Source organism: Streptomyces cyaneochromogenes, assembly GCF_003963535.1.
In the GTDB taxonomy this organism is placed as follows: domain Bacteria; phylum Actinomycetota; class Actinomycetes; order Streptomycetales; family Streptomycetaceae; genus Streptomyces; species Streptomyces shaanxiensis.
In genome coordinates, this window is record NZ_CP034539.1 from 3,741,388 (window position 1) to 3,759,246 (window position 17,859).

Below are 17,859 nucleotides of genomic sequence, written 5' to 3' on the forward strand. Positions count from 1 at the left end.
GCGGGTGCCCTCCGTTCGTCCTGATCTACCGGAAGGCACCAACACGAACAGAAGCGGATTTCATCCCGCTGTAACAGTCGGCGATCGATCAGATACGGACACGCAGGAAGTAGAACCGAGTCGTCTGTACGGCGTTCTGGTTGTCGTCGCTGACCAGCAGCACCTTCAGGCGCCCCTTCGAGTACCCCGTGATCGCCATGCCCTCGATGTTGTCCAGGAGCGGATTCGGCTGGGGCTGCTTGGCCGTGGCGCCCAGGGACGGGCAGGCGGCGATGTCCGCGAGGAGGGTCTTCTTGATCAGGCGTACGTCGTCCTGCCCGGTCAGATTCTCGATACCGCTCGTGTCCGTGGCGCGGCGCGGGTCGGCCAGGTGGAGGCGGACCGTGTTGCCGACGCCGGCGGTGAAGCCGCGCTCCAGGACGAGGAGGCGGCCGTCGGGGGTCGCCTGGACCTCGGGGACGCCGAGGCCGGTGTCGGTGCGGTAGGCGTACTGTCGGCCCAGCTCGAATCGACCGTCCTCGGACCGCTGCCAGGTCTGGAAGCGGACGATGCCGGCGCTGTCGCCGCTGAGGGCGTACTCCATCGACGCGAGCAGGGTGCGGCCGCCGGGGAGCAGGGTCAGCCCCTCGAAGGTGCCGTTGGAGACGGCACGGCCGGCCGGGGCGACCTTGAGCGCGTCCGGTACGGGGAGCCGTTCGAGGATCCTGCCGTCACGGGAGTAGCGGCGTACGGAGGGCTCGGTCTCGGAGGAGATCAGCCGGGTGCCGTCCCGGTCGATGACGAGCCCCTCGGAGTCGAGGGCGGCGCCACTGTCGTCGGCGAGCGGGACGACGGCCTGCGGCGCGAGCGTCCTGCGGTCGAGGCCGAAGAGGGCGGAACGGTCGGAGACGGCCGCGAGCGAACCGTCGCGGTCCACCGCGAGCGCGGAGAAGTTGCCGACGAAGGTGCCGTCGTACGTCGTCTTGTCGAGCGCGTCGGAGAAGCGGTCGATGGAGACGGTGGGCGAACAGGCGTTGCTCTGCACGGCGTTGGCGGGCCCCGCGGCGGACAGACAGGTGGCCGCCGCCAGGGACGCGGCGGCGGTCGCGAGTACGGTTCTCAGGCGCATGGGCGTCACCGTAGGACGGCACGGTGACGGAGGGGAGACCGCCGTGTGAAGCGTCAGCTTGCCGCCAGGTCCCGGTGGATGACCTTGGCGACGCCCTGAATGGTCGCAATGCCGTAGTTCATGGTGCTGTTGCCATGAGTGAGAACCGTGATCATGTAGTCATGGCCGCCCCCCTTGAACGCACCCACGCTGTGCACCCGCCAGCCGTTGGTGGCACGCTGCAGCCAGCCGTTCTTGACGGCCACGGAGACACCGGACGGCACTCCGTACGGCGTACCCCAGCGCTGCGAGGAGATGACCTGCCCCATCAGCTTCAGGATGTACGCGCGGGAGTTGTCGCTGAGCACGGAGTTCTTGGCCGTGACGAGCTTGAGGAGCTTCTGCTCGTCGGTGACGGTGATCTGGGTCAGGCCCCAGTAGCCGTTCGCGCCGGGCTTGGTCTGGGTCATGCCGGCGGCGGCGAGGAACCCCTTGATCTTCGTCAGCCCGAGCTGCTTCCAGAGCGTGCTGGTCGCGGCGTTGTCCGACTTGGTGATCATGGCTTTGGCGAGGGACACCTCGCGGTCGGTGAGGTACCGGTTGGTCTTCTTCGCGTCCCACAGCAGCGTGGCCAGCACGGTGACCTTGACGACGCTGGCGGAGTCGTAGGCGGTGGAGGCGCGCAGACCGCAGGTGGTGTTCGTGGACCGGTCGTAGAGCCCGACCGCGATGGTGCCCTTGCGGTTGGCGAGCGCCGCGGTGATGTCCTTCTTCAGCTTGTCGGCGAGGCCGGCCTTGGCGGACGTACAGCTGACGGTGGGGGTGGCCGCGACGGCGGGAGCCGCGGCGGCGAGGGACGGTATGAACACGCCGGCACCGACACCCGCGGCGACGAGCGCTCTGGCACGCCTCGAAACGCCCCTTGACTTCGCGCCCTTCGACTTCTCGCCCGTTGGCTTCTCATGCGATGTCTGCGATGTCCCGTGAGTCATGCCCTGATGACTCACGAGACCGAAGGAAAGGTTGTACGTGTGTCAAAACCGGTACGCGCGATGACCGCTGACGACGTGCTGACGGTCCTGACCCTGCTGCACGAGGCGCGGGCACAGGTCTGGATCGGGGGCGGCTGGGGCATCGACGCCCTCATCGGCGAGCAGACCCGCAGCCACCGCGACCTGGACCTGATGCACCGCCGGGAGCAGGAGGACGCGGTGCTGGCGGCCCTGAACGCGGCGGGTTTCGTCGAGACCCTGGACCGGCGCCCCGTCCGCTTCGTACTCACGGCCCCGGACGGACGGGAGATCGACCTCCACCCCCTGCTCTTCACGGAGGACGGCTCCGCGGAGCAGACGTCATTCGAGCCGTCGCGCCCATTCATCTACCCCTCCTCGTGCTTCGTGACGGGCACCATCGGCGGTACGACGGTGCGTGCCTGTCCGCGGACCAGCAGGTCTATTTCCACCAGGGCTATGAGCCGACTGACCGCGATCGGCACGATATGGCCCAGCTGCGGCGCGTGTTCGGGATCGCCACGCATTTCTGATCACTGGCCGACGGAAGGGTCAGGGCTGCGACACGGGAGGGCGGGGGCGTCGTTGTACTCGGACTCCTCGCGGACGGGTACGGGTAGTCGCGCACCCCGGCTCTCCGCGATACGACGGACATCGGTCAGCGCCTCGCTCATCCTGGCGAGCAGGAAGCGGAGCTGTGCGTATGTCACCCGGCGGTCGTCGTCGAGCATGTCGGCCACGTGATCGAGGAGGTCGTCCGCCATTCCGAGCTGCACGCTCTCGACGGTGTCGGCGACGCGGGAGACATGGCCGGTGCCGTCACTGAGGAGGTAACAGGGCTTACCCTCCGACCCCGTCCAGGGCAGGAGGCGTGCGTCAGGCACGCCGCCCATGTCGCCGGTCACTTGATGCTCCCCACGACCATTGAGGGCCTGCCGCACGATCCGATGCCGATGCCGGGTACGGCGAGCGGGCTTGCCATCTGCGGGGGCCTGGGCCGGGAGCCGGCGTGGTGAACGGTCGGCCCGTTGAGGCAACGGCACGCATACCGCCGGGGGCGGGTGCGCAGGAGGTGAAGCAGCGGTTCGAAGAACCGGTGGGCGATGGGGTGCCACATATCGTCGACTCCGTTCTGTAGCGATCAACTCACAGACTGAGACGGATCGGGCTAGCCTCGCCAGAGGGTTGGGTGTGACAGAGCATTCGTCACAAGGGAGTTGGCGATGAGCAACACGTACGGCGACTGGCTCCGGCAGCAGCGCGAGGCGACGGGGCTGACGCAGGAGGAGCTGGCCGACCGGGCGTTCATGACTCGGTCGCACATCGCGCATATCGAGGCGGGGCGGCGGATGCCGTCGAAGGAGGATGCGCGGCGGCTGGACATGGCTCTGGGCACTGGTGACGTGCTGAGCACCTTTCTGCCGCACGACGACGTGGCAGTCGCTGACTACTTCGAGGCGGTACGTGCACTCGAACAACAGGCGGTGATGATCCGCGAGTTCGCCCTGGCGTACTTCCCGGGCATCCTCCAGACGAAAAGGTACGCGCGTGCGGTCCTGGGCGCGGCGTTCCCTCCGGTGAGTGAGGAGGAGTGTGACAGGCGCGTTGTCACACGCCTTGAGCGCGCGAAGATCCTCGAAGATCCGGTGACGCCCGTGGTGTGGGCGCTGCTGGACGAGGCGCTGCTACGGCGCCCCGTAGGCAGCCGGGACATCATGGCGGAGCAGATCATGCACGTCGCACGTCTCGCCGAGACTGGACGCATTCGCGCGCACGTGATGCCGTTTGGCGTGGGCTTTCATCCACTCATGGGCAGCATGCTCACTCTGATGTGGTTCGAGGACCAGCCGCCGCTGGCATACGGTGAGGGTGGGCATACGGCGAGGTTGCACGACTCCCCGTCCGTGGTCCGGAAGTGGCAGCATCGTTACGACCTCGCGCTGAGCGACGCGCTGTCGCAGAAGGATTCGCTGGCCCTGCTCAGGGCCATCGCTGAGGAGTACGGACACCATGACTGACCGATCCATACCGAACGCAGGCCTGCTGAGCGGTTGGCGTAAGTCGTCGCACAGCGATGACAACGCGGGCAGCTGCCTCGAAGTCCTCGACAACCACCCCTCCGGCGTCCCCGTCCGCGACTCCAAGGCCCCCTACGGTCCGGCGCTGCTGTTCTCCGCCGCCAATTGGTCGGCCTTCGTCACGGCCGTCAAGGAATCCCAACGCTGAGAAAGAACCGCTGCAAGTGCTCCACTTCCGGCCCAGGTGGAACAGGTCAGCCAGAAATTTCCTCAGGTGCCACTCCCCGCACCAGGCCATCGATCGCTTGCGGCCACGGACCGAATCGCGCTACCCAGTCGGCTACCAGGTACACCACTCCGTTCTCGTCCATGCCGAGGAAGAAGCGCCCTTGATCCAGCTCCCCGAGTGGGAATAGTTGGAGTCCCAGCTCTTCACCCCACTCGGAGAACCGGTCCTCCTCTCCCAGGCAGAGGAGTGGGTCCAGTTCAAACGGCTCGCGGGCGCAGTTAACACCGGGCCCCGAGACGTCGACACTGAGGCCACCGAACTCTCTGAGGAATTCTTGCACCGCCGGATGCGCCCGGATTCCTCTCTCCTCGAACGGAAGCGTCCATCGTGTGGGATCTACAGTTCGCTGCGGATCCCAGCCGGATGTCCGGAGAACGTCCACTACGTCCGACGAGAAATTTGCTTTCACACTCACCCTCCTGTGATGAAGTCAATGCCATAGTGCCGCACCAGCGCCTTACAACTGTCGCAGGGGCCGACCGGCATTCCATGCTTGGGGTGATCGACGCTACTGCGCACCGTGACGGCCGCTCCCATGGCGCCATTGGGGTCCCTCCCGTCGCTCAGCGCCTCAGAAATACCACGGGGTAGTCCGCATTGGCCGTGTCCGCGGCCTCGCTCTTCGACAGGGATGGCGTCCAGGATGCCCTGCACATCGGGATGAAGCTGTGGGGTATCACCTCGACGACTGGACGCCGTATAGATCTCCCCGTCCCTCAGCATGATTCCCTCGGACACGGCAGGTCGCAGTCTCCCCGGAGTCACCCCCGAAGCAGCATCCGCTTCCCGGCCCACAGCATCGCGCAAGGAGTCTTCACAGGGGGAGAGACCGAGTGGGTCGCTCCACTTGTGGGGATTGTCGACGTAGGTGGCGGGGTTGGGGGCCGGGGCCAGGCCGAGGGGATCAGGGGTGAGGTAGCGGGCGGTTTCGGGGTCGTAGTGGCGGAAGTAGTTGTAGTGGAGGCCGGTTTCCGGGTCGTGGTACTGGCCGGGGAAGCGGAGTGGGGTGTAGGCCGTGGCTGAGCGCTCCCAGGCGGTGGTGCCCCAGAGGGTGGTGCGGGTGCGCCAGGCGATCTCACCCTGTTCGTCGACGAGTTCAGTGGGGGTGCCGACGAGATCCGTGATGATGGCGTAGAAGCGCTCGTCGACTTCCTCATCGGTGAGGTGCTTGCGCTCTGTCTGGGCTAGGGGGCGCAGGCCGTCGTGGTCCCAGGTGAGCGTGAGCGCGAAGCCTCCTGTACCGGGGTTGTGAGCGATCTGCTCACAGAGGGTGGCGCCGTCCCAGGTGAACAGAGTTTCCTCAACTGCGCTTTCACCGTCTGCGGCGAGGCGTTGTTTGGCAGCGCGGCGGCCGAGGGGGTCGTACAGATACCGCCAGACGGTGCCATCGGGCGTGGTGACGTGGGTGAGACGGTCCTCGGCGTCCCAGGCATAGCGCCACGTCTGGCGTTTCCCGGAGAGTGTGGTCTTGTGGCGGGCGGTGGTACGCCCGACCTCGTCGTATTCGTAGCGAACGGATCCGGCGGTGCGGATGCGAGTGCCGGTGTATGTGCGCTCTCCGGTCGCCTCGCTGCCAGGTATGCCGGTGGACCAGTCGGCGTGGGTTTGGTTACCGGCCTCGTCGTAGGCGTACGACTCCGTCCACCCTGCCGCGTGAACGGCACTGACGCGGCCTGCTTGGTCAAGGTCGAAACGGCGGCCACCGCCCAGCGAGTCGTCGACGCCTATCAGGTTTCCGTCAGGGCGGTAGCTGTAGGCGCGATGCTGAAGTCGGCCCGCGGGGCCGCTGAGTTCCTGCTCGGTGGGCCGACCGAGGGGGTCAAAGGCACTGGTGAGGCGAATGACTTCACTGATACAGCGAGCGGTCTCGCGGCCTGCGAGATCACGGGTAAAGGTGAGTGTGCGGCCAGAGGTGGCCAGCGAAGTCCGGTTTCCCGCCGCGTCGTAGGTCCAGGTGCTGGTCGCGCCGGTTGGCGTGGTGCGGGAGATGCAGCGGCCGATGGCGTCGTAAGTGCGCCGCAGCATACGGCCGTTAACCGTCTCGGCGAGCACCCGTCCCATGTGATCGCGCTCGATCCCTAGCTGGGCATCCGGCCCTGTTGCGGATACGAGTCGGCCACTGGAGTCGTAGCCGAATATGGTCACCGCGCCAGCGGCGTCCTTGCGTACTACGCGGCCTAGCGCGTTTCGCTCAAAGCGGACGGTCTCGCTATTGGCTGCGGTGCGGGCGGCGAGTTGACCTGCGGCGTCGTGTTCGTAAGTCACCGACTGGCCGTCAAAGTCGGTTTCGGCCACGAGACGGCCGGCCGGGTCATAGTTGTAAATCCAATACAAGCCCTGCGGGTTGGCGACTCTCGTGAGACGCAATTGAGTATCGTACTCGAACTCAAGGCGCGCTCCGTCTGGGCCAGTGGAAGCGGAGAGCAGGTCAAAGTGGGTGTACTCGAAACGGGAGACAGCCCCCATTGCGTCCGTGTGACTGCTGCAGTTGCCCTCGCCGTCATACGTCCACGATTCCGTAGTTCCGTCGGGAGCGGTGCGCGTGGCCAGTTTCCCCTCGACAGTCCACTCCAGATACGTGGTGGCTCCGAGTGGATCGGTGGTGGTGACCGGGCGGCCGAGTCCGTCTCGGCTGTAACGGGTGATCGCACCGAGTGGATCAGTGATCTCCACAGGGAGGCCCGCGCTATCGCACCGAATCCGCACAGTCTCACCAAGTGCGTTAGTAATAGAGGCCAGATTCCCCGCCGCGTCATAGGCATATCGAGTCGTCGCACCGCAGGCATCGGTCGCGTCGGTGCAGTTTCCGAACTCATCAAATTTCTGTAGTAGTTGCACCCCATCAGCAGTGATGATCTCGACAGGAAGATTCAGTGCGTTGTAGGTGGCGCGAACCTCGGTTCCGTCGGCGTGCGTGAGACTGACGACGTTGCCGGAGATGTCGTAGGCATACCGAGTGGTGCGGCCCAGCGGGTCCGTGCGGGCTAGTAGCCGGTCACAGGCATCGAATTCGGAGCGGGTGGTGTGGCCGAGCGGGTCGGTCTCGGCGATGATCTGGCCACGGTCATTGAGATGGAACTCGGTGACCGCTCCTTCGGCGTTGGTCCAGTGCGTGACACGGCCCGTTGTGTCGTAGGCGAAGGTGCCGGACAGGTAGCCGTCCGGGCCGATGGTCTGGACGACGCGTCCGGCTGCGTCGTGGACGTAGCGGTAGGTGGAGTCGTTGCGGTCGGTCCAGGAGGTGATCCGGCCCTGGGCGTCGTAGTCGAACCGCAGGGGCTTTCCTGAGGAGTTGACGACTTCGGTGAGGTCGCCGGAGGCAGTGTCGTAGCCGTAGGCCATGACCTGCACGGTGCCGTCGGTGTCGGGGCCGGTGTGCAGGGACAGCCGGGTGACGCGGCCGAGGCTCCGGTCGGCGGTGAGGCGGAGGTCGTAGCCTCCGCTGTGGGTGATCGACAGGGGCAGGCCGGTGCCGTCGCGGTGGATGTCGATCTGGTTGCCGTTGCGGTCCTCGATCGTGGTCAGCCACAACTGCCAGCCTTCACCGCGCGGGCGCGTGAAGTATCGGGTCAGGCCGGTGCGGGGGTCGGTGGTGGCGAACTCCATTTCCTGCGCTCCGAGCTCACTGGTACGGCGCAAGGGTATTCGCGGGCCTTCCAGCGGAAGCACTTCCGGCTGCTGCGGGGTGGGCAGCTGGTCGTAGGCCAGCAACGTGCCGTCCTCGCGGGCCCAGACCGCCTTGTTGCGGATGTCGACCTCGATACGCTCATCCAGGGTCGAGGCCCAGGAACGGCCGAACCACGTACCGAAGCTGTAGTCCGACAGATGCGTGCGCCGGAGGACCAGCGGCAGCACGCCGGGAAGGGTGAGATCGGTCTGTTCCAGCAGCATCTGGCCGCTGGCAACGTCGATCGGGTCTTCCTTGCAGGTGCGGTTGTTCGGCTCCACGCTGTGGTGGCGGGGGTCGTTGAGCGCCTTGTTCAGCGGATCCGGCTTACCGCCGGCCGGGCCGCCGTTGCCGCCCGGGCCCTTCAACGGAGACGTCGGGCCGCCCTTCCCGTCCTGACCTCCCGTGATCCTGTTCAGGGCGTCCTCGGTGGCCGATTCGTTGCGCCTGTGGTTGTCCGAGGTGTCGCGCAGCGTCTTCGGGATGGTCTCGCCGGTGTGCTTGACGATCTTCTCGACGGCCTTCTTCATGCCCTTGGTCGCGCCGTCCACCACACTGTCGATGCCCTGGGTGAACGGATCCCTGCCACGGGTACGGTCGTTGGCGCCGTTCGCGCGGTCCAACGAGCCCGACAGCCGGGTCAGTGAGCCCTGGCTGATACGGCCCAGGTCGCCGGCGGCCTTGTCATACTCGGCGTGGTCGATGCGCATCCGACCACCGCCACCGCCACCACCGCTGCCGCTAGGGCCGTCCGCCGAGTTCAGCCTCATCCCCGGGCCGCCGTTGCCGTGTCCGGCCCCACCCCCACCCGAACCGTCGGCCGGGGAGATCGCGCCGGACGCCAGGTCCAGGACCGCGTCGGCGATCATGTTCTCCAGCTTGGCGGCCACCGGCTCGGTCACCATCGCGATCACCCGGTCGACGATCTCGTCGGCGGCCTCCTTGATGAGGCGGCGCACCACCTCCCGCATCGCCGTGATCTGCGCCGCACCGATCAGCGCCGACAGGCCGCCGGTGACGAAGGCAAGACCGATGGAAACGCCGGCCGACGCCGCCATCGCGCCGAGCTCGATCTCGGCCTTGACTTTCATCCCGTAGATCACGTCCGCGACGACGTCCATCGCGTCCGCGAACAGACGGGCCGCTTCCGGCAGTTGCTCCAGGTGCGAGGTCTTCACCTTGCCCCAGTGCTCCTGCAGCGCGTCCACCGCCCAGCCCTCACTGGACGACAGCAGACGGCTCACCGAGGCGTGGGCCTCACCCGCGTGGTCGTCGAAAGCGTCCGCGAGCTCGCGCATCGCGTCCGCCATCTCGCGGTAGTCGTCCTCGTCAACGTTCGGCCAGTTGATCCCGATGAAGTCCAGGATCTCGTCCAGCCAACCGGGCAGAACGTAGCCCATCCCCCGTCAACCTCCCCGTGAACGATGCCCGTGACGCGGGCTCCGTTGATCACTGCATGTGCGAATTCGACCGTAACTGATCGCACTGACAGTGGCCCAGGGGCTCCCGCTTGGTCTTCCTGGTGTGACGTGAATTCGACCCTCACGTCGGTCGACCTGGCCGAGCCTCTTCGCCTGAGCACCTCGGTTGCGGCCCCCTTTGCGCTCTCCTTTGAGAATCCACAGCAAACAGCCAGCTCCGCCACAGCCCCCACCCACCCCCACCCCACACGATGCCCGGGTGACATCAGCCACCGATCCCCACCCCCACACGACCGTGACCACCCCCGACGTGCCCCCACCGACCCCGGCCCCACCCGCCGCCGCACCACCGGACAAGGCACCCCGCTGGTCACTCCCCGCGCTGATCGCGATCCTGATCCTGGCGGCGGTGCTGTACTCCTGGAACCTGTCCGGGTCCAGTCTGAACAGCTTCTACAGCGCGGCCGTGCTGAGCGGTACGCAGAGCTGGAAGGCGTGGTTCTTCGGCTCGCTGGACGCGGGCAACTTCCTGACCGTCGACAAGCCGCCGTTCGCCCTGATGGTGATGGAGCTGTCGTGCCGGGTCTTCGGCTACGGCACCTGGCAGATGATGCTGCCGATGATCCTGGTCGCGCTGGCGACGATCTGGATCGTGCACGCGTCGGTGAAGCGGGTGTGGGGTCACGGTGCGGCGACGGTCGCCGCGCTGGTGCTGGCCCTGACGCCGATCACGGTCGCCATCAACCGTGACAACAACCCGGACACCCTGCTGGTGTTCCTCATGGCCGGAGGCGCCGCGCTCGCCCTGCGGGCCGTGCACAACGGCAAGTTGCTGCCGCTCGTCGGCTCCGCTGTGTGCTTCGGGCTCGCCTTCAACACCAAGATGCTTCAGGGCTACATCGCGCTGCCCGCCGTCTTCGCCGTCTATCTCTACGCCGCGAAGCCGACGCTCGTTAAGCGGATCGTCAATCTGCTCATCGCCGGTGTCGCCCTCGTCGTCTCCAGCTTCTGGTGGGCGGCGGCCGTCTCCCTCGTGCCCGCCGACGACCGCCCGTACATCGGCGGTTCGACGGACGGCACTGCCTGGGACCTGATCATGGGCTACAACGGCCTCGGCCGGATCCTCGGCGGCGAGGGCAACGGCGGAGGCGGCGGTGGCGGAGGCGGCGGCTTCTCCGGGACCGCCGGGATCGGCCGACTGTTCAACGACATCCTCGGCGGCCAGATCTCCTGGCTGATCCCCTTCGCGGCCATCGCGTGCGTCGGCGGCCTGGTGCTGTGCGGACGTGCCCCGCGCACCGACCTCACCCGCGCGGCGCTTCTGATGTGGGGCGGCTGGACCGCCCTGCACTACCTGACCTTCGCCATGGCCGAGGGCACGATGCACCCCTACTACACGACCGCGCTCGCCCCCGGCATCGCGGCCCTGTGCGGAGGCGGCGGCGTGATGCTGCTGCGCGCCTTCCGCGCCGACAGGCGGTGGGCCTGGGTGCTCCCGGCGGGACTGGCCGTCACGGCGGTCTGGGCGGTCGTACTGCTGCGTCGGGCCTCCGGCTGGAACGCCTGGCTGTGGCCCGCCATCGCCGTCGTCATGGCGCTGGCGATCGTGGGGCTGGTCGTGTTCCGGTCCGCGTCGGGGACACGGGTACGGCTGCTGGCGGCATCCGTGGTGGCGGCGGTCGTCGCGGCGGTGGCGGGTCCGGCGGCGTACGCCTGGTCGGTGCCGTCCGGGTCGGGCGGCGGCGGCATGGGCGGCGGTACGAATCCGACGGCCGGGCCCTCCACGGGGAGCGGCTTCGGCGGTGGCCCCGGTGGGGGCGGTGGCGGCGGCCGGGGTGGCTTCGGCGGCGGGCAGAACAACCAGGCCGGCGGCCCGGGCAGCCAGAACGGCCAGCAGGGCGGCGGCTTCCCCGGCGGCCAGCCGCAGGGCGGCCAGGACGGCGGCGGGGCAGGTGGGGCAGATGGGGCAGGTGAGGCGCAGATGCCCGGCGGCGGGAACGGCGGACTGCCCGGCGGGCAAAGCGGCCAGAACGGTCAGAACAGCCAGAACGGCCAGGCTCCCGGCGGCACCGGCGACATGGGCGGTACGGCCCCCGGCGGCATGGGCGGCGGTCCCGGCGGCGGCATGGGCGGCGGCGCGAGCAGCGAGCTGATCTCCTACCTCAAGAAGCACCAGGACGGCGCCACCTGGCTGCTGGCGGTGTCGAGTTCGCAGAGCGCCGCGCAGCTCATCCTCAGCAGCGGTGAGCCCGTGATCTCCATGTGGGGCTGGTCCGGCTCCGACAAGGCGATGACGCCGGCCAAGCTCAAGGAGCTGGTGAAGAAGGGCGAGTTGCACTACATCCAGCTCGGCGGCGGCATGGGCGGCGGCCCCGGCGGCGGCAGCAGCGTCAGCTCCGAGGTCACGGAGTGGGTGCAGAAGAACGGGACGGCGGTGAAGGAGAGCGACTACAGCTCGACGTCGGGCACGAGCACGGACTCCGGCTCCGGCTCCGGCTCCGGCTCCGGCTCCGGCTCCGGCTCCGGCTCCGGCTCCGGCTCCGGCTCCGGCTCAGACAACTCCTCCCAGAGCAACCAGTCCACCATCTACCGCCTGGACCCGTCGGACGTCAGCTGACCCGACCGGCTCCCCAGCTCCCCGGCCCCCCGACCCCACTCCACGGCCCCCGGCTCACCAGCCGGGGGCCGTTTCGGCGTCAACTATCGCACCCATGCCCCGATTTGCCGCTTCACGTCACCCAATGGACACGCGCAAGCCCTCGACATGTCCGCATGTCCATGCCACTCTCCCGATTGCCGCCTCCATTCAACCCGCGTAGATCCCCCCGTAGATTGGGAACCCCACATGCTGGCGACACACATACGCCGCAGCCGCTGGAAGTCAGTGGCGCTGACGACGGCCGCCGTCCTGGTCGGCCTCACCACCCCGGCGCTCACCGCCTCCCCGGCCGCCGCGACCACGACGGAGTACGACGACACGTACTACGCCGACGCGATCGGCAAGTCCGGCACGGCCCTGAAGGACTCGCTCCACACGATCATCAGCGACCAGACGACGATCTCCTACTCGGCCGTCTGGAACGCCCTGAAGGTCACCGACCAGGACCCGAACAACAGCAGCAACGTGAAGCTGCTCTACAGCGGCATCTCCCGCAGCAAGTCCCTCAACGGCGGCAGCACCGGCAACTGGAACCGCGAGCACGTGTGGGCCCAGTCCCACGGCGACTTCGGCACCTCCGCCGGCCCGGGCACCGACCTGCACCACCTGCGTCCCGAGGACGTCCAGGTCAACAGCATCCGCGGCAACAAGGACTTCGACAACGGCGGCAGCAGCTTCACCAACTCCGGTGGCAGCCTGACCGACTCCAACTCCTTCGAGCCGCGCGACGCCGTCAAGGGCGACGTGGCCCGCATGATCCTCTACATGGCCGTCCGCTACGAGGGCGACGACAGCTGGCCCGACCTGGAGCCCAACGACGCCGTCACCAACGGCAGCGTCCCGTACCACGGCCGCCTCTCGGTCCTGAAGCAGTGGAACGACGAGGACCCGCCGGACTCCTTCGAGGAGCGCCGCAACGAGGTCATCTACGACTCCTACCAGGGCAACCGCAACCCGTTCATCGACCACCCGGAGTGGGTCGAGTCGATCTGGTAGGCGACCGGACCCTGTTCAGTCGCCATGGACGCGAGTCGCCGCAGACGCGAGTCGCCGTAGACGCGCCAGGGGCCCGCGCTGCCCCTGGCGCGTTCGATCACCACCTGTACAGCCGAATGACCTGCACCGATCCGACGCCGTTGACCCGGCTATGAAGAAGATCAGCGCGCTCGCCGCGCTCACCATGGCAGCCCTCGTAATCGCCACCCCGGCCCACGCCGACGACGGCGACCGGGGCCGTATCAACATCGCCGGCTACTCCTCCGCCGGCCTCTGCAGGCAGGCACTCGCGCTCGTCCCGTGGGCCGTACCGGGGACCGGCCCCGCGGTGGACGACGCCTGCTACGACCGCGACCACGTCTACGACGCGCGCGACGGCCGCTGAGGCATCACGTCGTGAGGTGCGTCGGCGCGAACATCCGCAGCACCGCCGGGAGGACGACCACCGACGGGCCGGGGGTCTGAAGCGCCTTCGCCAGATCCGCCTCCAGCGTCTCCGGGGTCGTCCGGGCCCCGGGGACGCCGAAAGACTCGGCCAGCGCCACATAGTCCGGCCGCGCCAGCTCCGTGGCCGTGGCCTGGCCGAACGCGTCCGTCATGTACTCGCGCAGGATGCCGTAGCCGCCGTCGTCGACGATGAGCCAGGTGACGTTCAGGTCGTACTGGCGGGCCGTCGCGAGCTCGGCGATCGAGTACAGCGCGCCGCCGTCGCCGGACACCGCGAGCACCGGACGCGTCGGGTCCGCGACCGCCGCGCCCAGCGCCGCCGGGAAGCCGTAGCCGAGGCCGCCGGCGCCCTGGGCGGAGTGCAGGTGGTTGGGGCCCTTGGCGTCGAAGGCCGACCAGGCCCAGTACGCCAGGATGGTCATGTCCCAGAACGACGGGGAGTCGGCGGGAAGGGCCCGCCGGACCGACGCCAACACGTCCTGTTCCAGGGTGAGTTCCTGGCCGGCGATCCGCTCCGACACCTTCCCCAGCACCTCGCGCACCCGCTGCGGTGCCGCCACGTCCTCCCGCTCCGAGACCGTCTCCAGCAGCGCCTGCAACGCCAGCCGCGCGTCCGCGTGGATGCCGAGGGCCGGGTGGTTGGACTCCAGCTTGCCGAGGTCGGCCTCGATCTGGATGACCCGGCCCCGGGGCTTGAACGTGTGGTAGTTGGAGGACAGTTCGCCCAGGCCCGAGCCGACCACCAGGAGTACGTCCGCGTCCTCCAGGAAGTCCGTCGTGTGCCGGTCCTCGATCCAGGACTGGAGGGACAGCGGGTGCTTCCACGGGAACGCGCCCTTGCCGCCGGGGGTCGTGACCACCGGAGCCTTCAGCGTCTCGGCGAGCCGGCGAAGCTTGCCGGACGCGTCCGCCCGTACCACTCCCCCGCCCGCGATGATCGCCGGACGGGCGGCGTGCGACAGCAAGTGGGCCGCCACCGCCGTCAGTTCGGGGCGCGGCGGCAGCTCCTCCGGGAACGCGTCGCCGCCCGTCACCACCGGAATCGACGTCTCGGCGAGCAGCACGTCCTGCGGGATCTCCACCCACACCGGGCCGTGCGGGGCGGACAGGGCCGACTTCCAGGCCGCCTCGATGGCGGAGGGTATCTGGGACTGGGTGCGGACCGTGTGGACCGACTTCACCACGCCCCGGAACGACGCCGCCTGGTCGGGGAGTTCGTGGAGGTATCCGTGCCTGCCACCGCCCAGCCCGGCCGTCGGAATCTGGCTGCTGATCGCCAGCACCGGCGCCGAAGCCGCGGCCGCCTCCTGGAGCGCGGCCAGCGAGGTCAGCGCGCCGGGACCCGTCGACAGCAGCAGAGGCGCCGCCTCACCCGTCATCCGGCCGTACGCGTCCGCCGCGAACCCGGCGTTGTTCTCCACGCGCAGGCCGATGTAGCGCAGATCGCTGCGGCGCAGGGCGTCGAACATGCCCAGCGCGTGCTGGCCGGGCAGCCCGAAGACCGTCGTCGCGCCGAGCCCGGCCAGCGTCTCCACGACCAGGTCCCCGCCGTTGCGGCCGGCGGGAGGATTCAGAGCGGCGGCGATCTGCGCCTCCGTCGGGCGGAGTACCAGGTCGTGGTCGTGAGTCACTTCGCTTCCGATTCCTTCAGGTCCGTCCGGGCCGCCGCGATCTGGCGGGACATGATCGTGGTCAGTTCGTACGCCGTGTGGGACGCGGCCACCGACGTGATCTCGGCGTGATCGTACGCGGGCGCCACCTCGACGACGTCCGCGGAGACCAGGTTGCAGGACGCCAGGCCCCGCAGGATCTCCAGCAGCTCGCGCGAGGTCATGCCGCCCGCCTCGGGGGTGCCGGTGCCGGGGGCGTGCGCCGGGTCGAGGCAGTCGATGTCGATGGAGATGTAGAGCGGGCGGTCGCCGATGCGCTGGCGCAGCTGGTCGGCGACCTCGTCGGCACCCCGGCGGTAGACGTCGGACGACGTGACGATGCCGAAGCCCATCTTCTCGTCGTCGGTCAGGTCCTGCTTGCCGTACAGCGGACCGCGGATGCCGACGTGGGAGAGCGCCTCGGTGTCGAGGATGCCCTCCTCGACCGCGCGCCGGAAGGGCGTGCCGTGGGTGTACTCCGCGCCGAAGTACGTGTCCCAGGTGTCGAGGTGGGCGTCGAAGTGGAGCAGGGCGACCGGGCCGTGCTTCTTGGCGACCGAGCGCAGCAGCGGGAGCGCGATCGTGTGGTCGCCGCCGAGGGTCATCAGGCGGGCGCCGGTGCCGAGCAGCTCGTCGGCCGCTGCCTCGACCGTCTCCACGGCCTCGTTGATGTTGAAGGGGTTCACCGCGATGTCGCCGCCGTCCGCGACCTGCGCGAGGGCGAACGGGGAGGCGTCCTGCGCCGGGTTGTACGGGCGCAGCAGCCGGGACGCCTCGCGGATGGCGTTGCCGCCGAAGCGGGCGCCCGGCCGGTACGAGACGCCCGAGTCGAACGGCACGCCGACCACGGCGACGTCGGCGCGGCCGACCTCGTCGAGGCGGGGCAGCCGGGCGAAGGTCGCGGGTCCGGCGTACCGCGGGATGCGGGAGGAGTCGACGGGGCCGCGGGGCGTCTCGTTGCTGCTCATGGGGAAATGCCTTCTTTCCTACGCTTCATCGCGTATGAGGGTTATCTTCCTACGACTCTACTGGCGAGCCGGCACCGGTTCGGACACGAGTTCGGGGTTCCGCCCGGCGAGGCGCTCACGCCAGGCGGCGAGTACGGCCGCGTCGGTCGGCCGTGTCAGCAAGGACACGGCGATGTAGGCGGCGAGGGAGAGGAGCAGGCCGTAGTAGACGGGCTCGTTGGCGAGGATGCCGTGGGTGGCCATCAGGACGATCACCGCGACGCCGCCGACGGTGACCGAGGCGAGCGCGCCCTGCACGGTCCCGCGCCGCCACAGCAGCCCGCCCAGGATCGGCACGAGCAGTCCGCCGACGAGCAGGTTGTAGGCGACGGTCAGCGCCTCGACGACGTTGTTGAGCGTGATGGCCGTGGCGATGACGGCGATGCCCATGAGGAGGATGAAGGCGCGATTGCCCTTCACCTCGTCGTGCGGGTCGTGCGAGTCGAGCGCGTCCGCAGTGCCGGGGGTGTCAGGGGCATCCGGGGCCCCGTGCGACTTGCGCACGTCGTTGGTGGCCTCGGTGCGGCGGACCGCGCCCCGCAGCCGCGACCAGATGTCGTTGTTCGCGACGGTCGCGCAGGCGATGAGCGCGCCGGAGGACGTGGACATCACGGCGGCGAGAGCGGCGGCCAGCACCAACCCTCGTACGCCGACCGGGAGTTCGTCCTTGACGATGGTCGCGAAGGCGTCGTCCGGGCTGCCGAGCTTGGGGTAGAGCACCTTGGCGGCCGTGCCGATGACGGCGCCGGCGAGGGCGTAGGCGAGACAGTAGGTGCCGGCGACGGTGCCGCCCCACTTGGCGGTCCTGTCGCTGCGGGCGGTGAAGACGCGCTGCCAGATGTCCTGCCCGATGAGCATGCCGAAGGTGTAGATCAGGACGTAGGTGAAGATCGTCTCGCCGCCGATGCCCAGCGGGTCGAAGTACTCGGTCGGCAGCTGCGCCTTCATCTCGCTGAACCCGCCCGCCTTGACGACGGCGATGGGGAGCAGGAGCAGCAGCACACCGATCGTCTTCACCACGAACTGGACCATGTCCGTCAGGGTGATCGACCACATGCCGCCGAGCGTCGAGTAGGCGACGACGATCGAGCCGCCGAGGATGATCGCGACGCTGCGGTTCATGTCGAAGAGGACGTCGAAGATCGTGGCGTACGCGATGGTCGACGTGACCGCGAGCATGAGCGTGTACGCCCACATGACGACACCGGAGATGACGCCGGCCCGGCCGCCGTAGCGCAGGTCGAGCATCTCGGAGACGGTGTAGACCTTCAGGCGGGCGATGCGGGCGGAGAAGAAGACCGAGAGGGCGAGCAGCCCGAGACCGATGGTGAACACCATCCAGGCACCGGAGAGTCCGTACTGGTAGCCGAGCCCGACGCCTCCGATGGTGGACGCGCCGCCGAGGACGATCGCCGCCATGGTGCCGGAGTACATGGTCGGCCCGAGCCGGCGGCCGGCGACCAGGAACTCGCTCTTGGACTTGGCGCGGCGCATGCCCCACCAGCCCATGGCCAGCATGCCGGCCAGATAGACGACGATGACTGTGTAGTCGACGGCCATGTGGGGCCTCCTTTGCGCGCATTCCGGTGGCGTGTCGTGCAGGTGGGGG

Annotated in this window: 13 protein-coding genes and 1 pseudogene; 6 read left to right on the plus strand and 8 right to left on the minus strand. The window is 68.5% G+C overall.

What is annotated here, in order from left to right:
* Window positions 1-88: 88 nt before the first annotated feature.
* Window positions 89-1,108, minus strand: coding sequence for an esterase-like activity of phytase family protein (locus tag EJ357_RS16670; protein WP_126392385.1), 1,020 nt, complete (start codon window positions 1,106-1,108; stop codon window positions 89-91).
* A 53-nt stretch (window positions 1,109-1,161) separates the two neighbouring features.
* Window positions 1,162-1,956, minus strand: coding sequence for a serine hydrolase (locus EJ357_RS16675; RefSeq protein WP_126392386.1), 795 nt, complete (start codon window positions 1,954-1,956; stop codon window positions 1,162-1,164).
* A 183-nt stretch (window positions 1,957-2,139) separates the two neighbouring features.
* Between EJ357_RS16675 and EJ357_RS16680 the strand changes: the two are divergent.
* Window positions 2,140-2,630 (plus strand): annotated as a pseudogene (locus EJ357_RS16680) (nucleotidyltransferase domain-containing protein).
* On the opposite strand, the gene EJ357_RS16685 reads toward EJ357_RS16680, so the two are convergent.
* Window positions 2,631-2,990, minus strand: coding sequence for a hypothetical protein (locus EJ357_RS16685; RefSeq protein ID WP_126399560.1), 360 nt, complete (start codon window positions 2,988-2,990; stop codon window positions 2,631-2,633). It lies immediately after the preceding pseudogene.
* A 330-nt stretch (window positions 2,991-3,320) separates the two neighbouring features.
* On the opposite strand from EJ357_RS16685, the gene EJ357_RS16690 reads away from it, so the two are divergent.
* Together EJ357_RS16690 and EJ357_RS16695 are read left to right on the plus strand one after the other, a co-directional pair.
* Window positions 3,321-4,115 carry a helix-turn-helix domain-containing protein gene (locus EJ357_RS16690; protein ID WP_126392387.1) on the plus strand — a complete coding sequence of 265 codons (795 nt, stop codon included), beginning with the start codon at window positions 3,321-3,323 and terminating at the stop codon, window positions 4,113-4,115.
* The gene (locus tag EJ357_RS16695; protein WP_126392388.1) at window positions 4,108-4,323 is read left to right on the plus strand and encodes a DUF397 domain-containing protein; all 216 of its coding nucleotides are present in this window, start codon (window positions 4,108-4,110) and stop codon (window positions 4,321-4,323) included. Before EJ357_RS16690 ends, EJ357_RS16695 begins: the two co-directional genes overlap by 8 nt.
* A 46-nt stretch (window positions 4,324-4,369) precedes the next feature.
* Here the strand turns inward: EJ357_RS16695 and EJ357_RS16700 are convergent, their stop codons facing one another.
* A complete protein-coding gene (locus EJ357_RS16700) occupies window positions 4,370-4,813 on the minus strand; it encodes an SUKH-3 domain-containing protein (protein WP_175647416.1) in 444 nt (147 codons plus the stop codon).
* Between the two features lie 2 nt (window positions 4,814-4,815).
* Window positions 4,816-9,471 (minus strand): RHS repeat-associated core domain-containing protein, encoded by a 4,656-nt coding sequence (locus EJ357_RS50225; protein ID WP_126392390.1) that lies wholly within the window; start codon window positions 9,469-9,471, stop codon window positions 4,816-4,818.
* Window positions 9,472-9,751: 280 nt separating this feature from the next.
* On the opposite strand from EJ357_RS50225, the gene EJ357_RS16710 reads away from it, so the two are divergent.
* From EJ357_RS16710 to EJ357_RS16720, 3 genes are all read left to right on the plus strand, one after another.
* Window positions 9,752-12,109 (plus strand): ArnT family glycosyltransferase, encoded by a 2,358-nt coding sequence (locus EJ357_RS16710; RefSeq protein WP_126392391.1) that lies wholly within the window; start codon window positions 9,752-9,754, stop codon window positions 12,107-12,109.
* A gap of 228 nt (window positions 12,110-12,337) precedes the next feature.
* A complete protein-coding gene (locus tag EJ357_RS16715) occupies window positions 12,338-13,147 on the plus strand; it encodes an endonuclease I family protein (RefSeq protein ID WP_126392392.1) in 810 nt (269 codons plus the stop codon).
* A 151-nt stretch (window positions 13,148-13,298) separates the two neighbouring features.
* Window positions 13,299-13,532, plus strand: a complete 234-nt coding sequence (locus tag EJ357_RS16720) for a hypothetical protein (protein WP_126392393.1) — start codon at window positions 13,299-13,301, stop codon at window positions 13,530-13,532.
* Window positions 13,533-13,536: 4 nt separating this feature from the next.
* Here the strand turns inward: EJ357_RS16720 and EJ357_RS16725 are convergent, their stop codons facing one another.
* Genes EJ357_RS16725 through EJ357_RS16735 form a run of 3 tightly spaced genes read right to left on the minus strand, consistent with a single transcriptional unit; the run spans window position 13,537 to window position 17,810 of the window.
* On the minus strand, window positions 13,537-15,225 hold the full coding sequence (locus tag EJ357_RS16725) for a thiamine pyrophosphate-binding protein (protein ID WP_126392394.1): 1,689 nt from the start codon (window positions 15,223-15,225) through the stop codon (window positions 13,537-13,539).
* On the minus strand, window positions 15,222-16,211 hold the full coding sequence (gene speB / locus EJ357_RS16730) for an agmatinase (protein ID WP_126392395.1): 990 nt from the start codon (window positions 16,209-16,211) through the stop codon (window positions 15,222-15,224). The genes EJ357_RS16725 and speB overlap by 4 nt, the downstream gene beginning before the upstream one ends.
* A 57-nt stretch (window positions 16,212-16,268) precedes the next feature.
* Window positions 16,269-17,810, minus strand: a complete 1,542-nt coding sequence (locus EJ357_RS16735; RefSeq protein ID WP_126392396.1) for a sodium:solute symporter — start codon at window positions 17,808-17,810, stop codon at window positions 16,269-16,271.
* Between the last annotated feature and the right edge of the window lie 49 nt (window positions 17,811-17,859).